3 protein-coding genes and 1 pseudogene are annotated in these 5874 nt (G+C 45.1%); 2 read left to right on the top strand and 2 right to left on the bottom strand.

Annotated elements, in window-relative coordinates; all coding sequences use genetic code 11:
- Nucleotides 1-294 precede the first annotated feature (294 nt).
- The gene (locus tag F6K37_RS30600) at nucleotides 295-1494 is read left to right on the top strand and encodes a DegT/DnrJ/EryC1/StrS family aminotransferase (protein ID WP_287254271.1); all 1200 of its coding nucleotides are present in this window, start codon (nucleotides 295-297) and stop codon (nucleotides 1492-1494) included.
- A gap of 256 nt (nucleotides 1495-1750) precedes the next feature.
- Here the strand turns inward: F6K37_RS30600 and F6K37_RS30595 are convergent, their stop codons facing one another.
- Complete coding sequence (locus tag F6K37_RS30595; protein WP_287254269.1) at nucleotides 1751-2233, bottom strand: hypothetical protein; 483 nt, start codon at nucleotides 2231-2233, stop codon at nucleotides 1751-1753.
- Nucleotides 2234-2350: 117 nt separating this feature from the next.
- Nucleotides 2351-2452: pseudogene (locus F6K37_RS30590) on the bottom strand (transposase); the annotation flags it as partial.
- Nucleotides 2453-2913: 461 nt separating this feature from the next.
- On the opposite strand from F6K37_RS30590, the gene F6K37_RS44920 reads away from it, so the two are divergent.
- Nucleotides 2914-5874: S8 family serine peptidase (locus F6K37_RS44920; protein WP_353838676.1), on the top strand; the 2961-nt coding region annotated here is incomplete at its 3' end.

The raw sequence follows: 5874 nt of genomic DNA, 5'->3' as shown, positions 1-5874 counted from the left end.
ACGCAAAAGAATTGGAATTTAAGTAAAATTTAACTAATTAAATTGGCTATACCGAACTGGCTGTGTAAAAATGTTATAAAATAATTATAGCAGTCCTAAATGATTCGTTAAATCTATTGGCCAAAGCCATCGCTATAACCCTTTTCCAGCAACGATTCCAGATTTTTAATATTTTACAAATAAATGATTGAGGATTGCTGTATTATAATCATGATTGGGCAGTAATTTTAGTTTTTAAGCGATGCAGCGCGGTCTTGGGGGTTTCCCCCATGAGCGACTGCATCAAGAGATAGAATGATTTTTTATAAAAACCCCATCCAATCAGACCTAGTCGGGAATAAGCGCGGTTTTATAGACACTAATTTCGGTAGAGCCAAAATTCCCTTTGAAGGGTATAGTCTTCGCTTTGAGTTTCTCAAAAACCAGATTCTTGAGTTATTTGACGAAGTAATTTTATCTGGAAAATATACAGGACGCGGAAATCGTGTTATTGCTCTTGAAAAATCGATAAAAGATTTATGGGGAACAACCGGAATTGCCACATCATCTGGAACTATCTCTTTGCAAATAGCACTCATGTGCGCTGGAATCAATCCAGGTGATGAAGTAATAGTGCCTTCATTAACATTTATTTCAACAGCTTATGCTGTAAATGCAGTCGGAGGTATTCCAGTATTTGTAGATATAGACCCCAAAACACTAACCATTAATCCAGATGCAGTCTTGGATTCTATTACTAGCAAAACAGTAGCGATTATCCCAGTACATATGTATGGGCAAATGGCTGATATGGACAGATTAATGGATATAGCTAAAAAGTACAATCTAAAAATTATTGAAGATTGCGCACAAGCACATGGGGCTACTTATTATGGCAACTATGCTGGTAGTATGGGAGATTTTGGTTGTTTTTCTTTCTATAATGGTAAAAATATAGGCGGATTAGAAGATGGTGGCATGATCACAATGCAAGATGCAAAGAATGTGTCACAAGTCCTTCGTTTATCTGATTTAGGTAGAATCCCTGGAAATCGTTATAATCACGAGGTCTTTGGGCTAAGAGGGCGTATGGGAGAGTTTACAGCCGCATTAATAAATTTAGAATTAAAATTCTTAGAAGAGTGGAACCAACGTCGTAATTATATTGCTAATTATTACAACGCTCATTTTGATGGTTTACCACTACAGATTCCTTTTGTTGCTCCAGGGCGAACTCATGTTTATTATCTATACACTGTGATAACGGATTCAGTCCAGACAAGACAGAAATTAGAAGACCACTTAATTTCTGTTGGCATCGAAACTATGAGAATATATCCGAAATTGATTCCAGATCAACCTGTTTATCAAAATGGTTTACCTCATCGGGTAGGACGATTAACAATAGCAAAGCAAATCGTGGAAAAGTTATTATCTTTACCACTCTATCCAGAATTGGAGATGACCGATCTTAACAGAATAGTTAAAGCAGTGCAGCAAGTATTTTGCCAGTAGTCTATAGTCATACCAAATCCGCTTGATTTAGGAGGTGTTTTTTGTAGGGCAATGTATCAAAAAGGTTGGTAATCGGAGTATACCTGAAAGGTGTTTGAGAGGGCTTCTGGACTATGAGAGCAAGCGTGAGGATGATTTTAGCGATAGCGGTGGCATTCTCGCTTACTGAAGTTAGGTTGGGAGCGATCCCGTTTCCTTAGGCGAGAATAACACAAAATCATCCCCACTTGCGGCCGTTGTGGACAAATTATGACTGTCAATCTACGGAGCTGGATGGCCCAAAGGATGCTCCCAGGACTGCCAGATCGCTAACACTCGATTTCGTGTGCCTGCCACTGGCCAGTATAATAGACCTCTTGCAAAAGTATTTTTCTAATAGTGTTCTTGATGCAATAGCGAGTGGGGGAAACCACGGCAGTCGCTCATGGGGGAGACCACGGCAGTCGCTCATGGGGAGGGGCTGTGTGCGGAACCTGCGTCCGCACCGCTGTTTGCCCCGTGGAAACCACGGCAGTCGCTCATGGGGGAAACCCCCAAGACCGCGCTGCCTCCCCAAGACCGCGCTGCCTCCCCAAGACCGCGCTGCCTTCCCAAGACCGTAATGGTGCGTTTTCCGTGATGGCGAGGGATTGCTCGCCGCCACGGGTCGCACCTCTGCATCGCTTTGCGTCAATTCTTGTCCACTGTTCCGGTGATCCGCTGTTCCCTGTTCCCGACAACTGCCGCGAAGTCTAATCAAACCTGAGATTGAAAAATGGTAGTAAGCGAGGGCAGGCATCCGCTTCGCCACGAAATCCCTGGCAGTCCTGTGAAGATGAACAGAATTTTTAGGCTCTACGGAACCTACTGTGTAAAACTAACCATCAAAATGCCAAGTTAAAAAACTTCTCAGTCTGAAATTATCAAAATTTATGAATCCATCGGCTCTTCGTTTAATTAGCTTCAGCTTATTGTTGATTATGTGATGCCATAATTCTTAATTATCTCTATTGGCCTTGGCTGTTGAGATTATTATTTAATAATAAATCTCTAAGTCAATATTTACAAGATTTAGATTAATTAATTTATTAATTATTTTTTTGACAGTTACTCGAAATTACCCAAGAGGTTGGAGATAAATTATTATAAAAATTCATATTTATATTGAAAGACTGAGCCGATGTTGAGGTAATCTCCTGTCAATAGGAATCAACTTCTTCTTGATGAATGTCAAATTTTGTGAATCTATTCAACATTTCTTAATATATTCACTATTTCATGAGAGGAGTGTATATAATGGCTCTCGGGGTGAAAGCTATAGGGCGCTGCGCGGCAGTCGCTAAGGGATTCCACCAGCGCTAGTAGCTTCACTAACTCTGGCCTGAAGACGGGAGGTTCAAGGACTCCCTTCTCCCTAGCACTTCTCTGGATAACCAATAGATGTTTAACTACTCAGCGTCAAAATTGCCTGGACTTCAATCCTTGTGGGATGAATCTATGGGCGATTCGCGGGTATGTGTAGCCGTTCTTGACGGATCAGTTGATCTATCTCATCCCAGCTTTCAAGGGGCTCAGCTAACTAAGCTGCCTACACTGGTTTCAGATGCTCCTGTGGGGAAGATGGCTAGTCATGGTACTCACATTGCCAGCGTAATTTTTGGGCACCATGGTAGTCCAGTTCAGGGAATTGCCCCCGGTTGTCGTGGGCTGATTGTGCCAGTATTCTCTGATCGTCAGAATCGTTCACTGTTGCAAATAGACCTAGCTCGAGCCATTAATCAGGCAGTTGAACAAGGAGCTAATGTCATAAATATCAGTGGAGGCGAACTCAGTGAATCTGGTGCAGCAGACCCGATTTTAGAAAAGGCTGTCCGTCACTGTCATGAGAATGGTGTTTTAATCATTGCAGCAGCGGGAAATAATGCCTGTGAATGTCTTCATGTTCCGGCAGCTTTGCCCTCGGTACTAGCTGTGGGTGCAATGAATGACCAGGGATTGCCAATCGATTTTAGTAATTGGGGTCAGGCTTACCAAAACCAGGGAATCTTGGCTCCTGGTAAAAACATCTTGGGAGCCATGCTTGGTGGAGGTACCACCCTAAAATTTGGGACTAGCTTTGCGACTCCAATTGTATCTGGGCTGGTAGCACTGTTAATGAGCATCCAGCTCAAACGAGGAGAAAAACCCAATCCTCACTTCATCCGTCAGGCACTGCTTGAAAGTGCCTTACCTTGCCACCCAGATACAGTTCCAGATGCTCGTCGTTGTCTGGCAGGTCGTCTCAACATTCCTGGAGCATATGAGTTGATTACTAAAGGGGAAACACAAGAAATGTCCAATCAGAATTGGGAGGTAGAAAGAATGCAACCCAGTGAAGCCAGTAATTTGGGTTCGGCTGAATCAGTTAATCAGCAGCAAGTCTACGAAACGACGGTTGTCCCCACTGCTAGTTCTGGACAAATGGGAGTCGTTCCCGCTGGCTATAATCAACCGGTTCAGCAAGCCATGCCAGTTCAACAGGGAATGCCCGTTCATTATCAGCAGATGGGAGTCGTTCCCGCTGGCTATAATCAACCGGTTCAGCACGCCATGGCAGTTCAACAGGGAATGCCCGTTGATTATCGGCAGATGGGAGTGGTTCCCGCTGGCCATCATCAACCAGTTCAGCAAGCTATGCCAGTTCAACAGGGAATGCCCGTTGATTATCAGCAGATGGGAGTCGTTCCCGCTGGCCATCATCAACCAGTTCAGCAAGCCATGCCGGTTCAACAGGGAATGCCCGTTGATTATCAGCAGATGGGAGTCGTTCCCGCTGGCCATCATCAACCAGTTCAGCAAGCCATGCCCGTTCATCCAGTTCATCATGGGCAGATGGGAATCGTTCCCGCTGCTCACACTGCACCCATTCAGCAAGCCATGCCACTTCAACAGGGAATGCCGGTTCATTATCAGCAGATGGGTGTCGTTCCCGCTGGCTATAATCAACCGGTTCAGCAAGCCATGGCAGTTCAACAGGGAATGCCAGGTCATTATCAGCAGATGGGTGTCGTTCCCGCTGGCTATAATCAACCGGTTCAGCAAGCCATGGCAGTTCAACAGGGAATGCCAGGTCATTATCAGCAGATGGGAGTCGTTCCCGCTGGCTATAATCAACCGGTTCAACACGCCACGCCCGTTCAACAGGGAATGCCAGGTCATTATCAGCAGATGGGAGTGGTTCCCGCTGGCTATAATCAACCGGTTCAGCAAGCCATGCCAGTTCAACAGGGAATGCCAGGTCATTATCAGCAGATGGGAGTCGTTCCCGCTGGCTATAATCAACCGGTTCAACACGCCACGCCCGTTCAACAGGGAATGCCGGTTCATTATCAGCAGATGGGTGCGGTACCCGCTATAGCTGCTAACACCGTTGCTCCTACTAGGGTTAACCCCAGCGGTGTCCTCCCTTCCATGGGATGTGGCTGTGATAGTGGGTCAAAGGCTTTGGTTTACGCAATCGGCACCATTGGCTATGATTTTGGCACAGAGGCTCGTCAAGATAGCTTTAAGCAGCTGATGCCCTTAGTGGATTCTCAAAACGTTAATATAGCAGTTTCAACTGATACTGCTGTTCCTGCTAATCCATTTGATGTCAGGCAGATGACTAACTATCTTCTGGGTACTCCCGACCTCGACAATGGTGATCTGGATCTAGATCCCCAGAACGACTATGAAGTGAAGCGTGAAGATGGAACAGACAACCTATCAGAAGCTCAATCCCTGATTTGGACATTGAATCTAGAGCTGACCCCCATTTATGCTATTGAGCCGAAAGGTCCATCTGCTCAATTGGTGTACAAGCAATTGAGCAAGTTTCTAGAGGGGCAGGCTTTGGCACAAATTGGGGAGAACTCTTACAACCTAGGATACATCGATAAAGTTTCAGTCCCAGGAATCTTAACAGGTAAAACCGTTCAACTATTCTCTGGTCAAGTTGTTCCTGTACTTGAACTGTATAATCTTCGAGGACTGTACGGTTGGCACATTGAGGTCTTAATTCAAGATGTCATTGACGCAGTTCTGGCAAGCGGCAGCATAGAAGATACAACCCTGTCGGAAGATGAAGTGAGTGAGGCGACCGGTTATGCATTAAGAGCGTTTCTACAACGCATTTACTACGATCTGCGTAATCTTGGTCAAACATCCCAAGAACGTGCTTTCAACTATGCCGCGACCAATGCCTTTCAGTTTGCAGATGCCTTAGTGACTGTACTACAGACTTCGTCGAGTTCAAGTGCTGGGTCTATGCAGCTTGATACCATTGGGGTTGAACGAAGCCCCTTCTGCCGAGTCGATTCAGACTGCTGGGATGTCAAGCTTAAGTTCTTTGACCCAGAAAACGATAGACGAGCCAAAAAAATC

Source organism: Moorena sp. SIO4E2, from assembly GCF_010671945.1.
Lineage (GTDB): Bacteria > Cyanobacteriota > Cyanobacteriia > Cyanobacteriales > Coleofasciculaceae > Moorena > Moorena producens.
The sequence above is the reverse complement of the archived record's forward strand: the minus strand, read 5'-3'. Positions and strand labels throughout refer to the sequence as shown.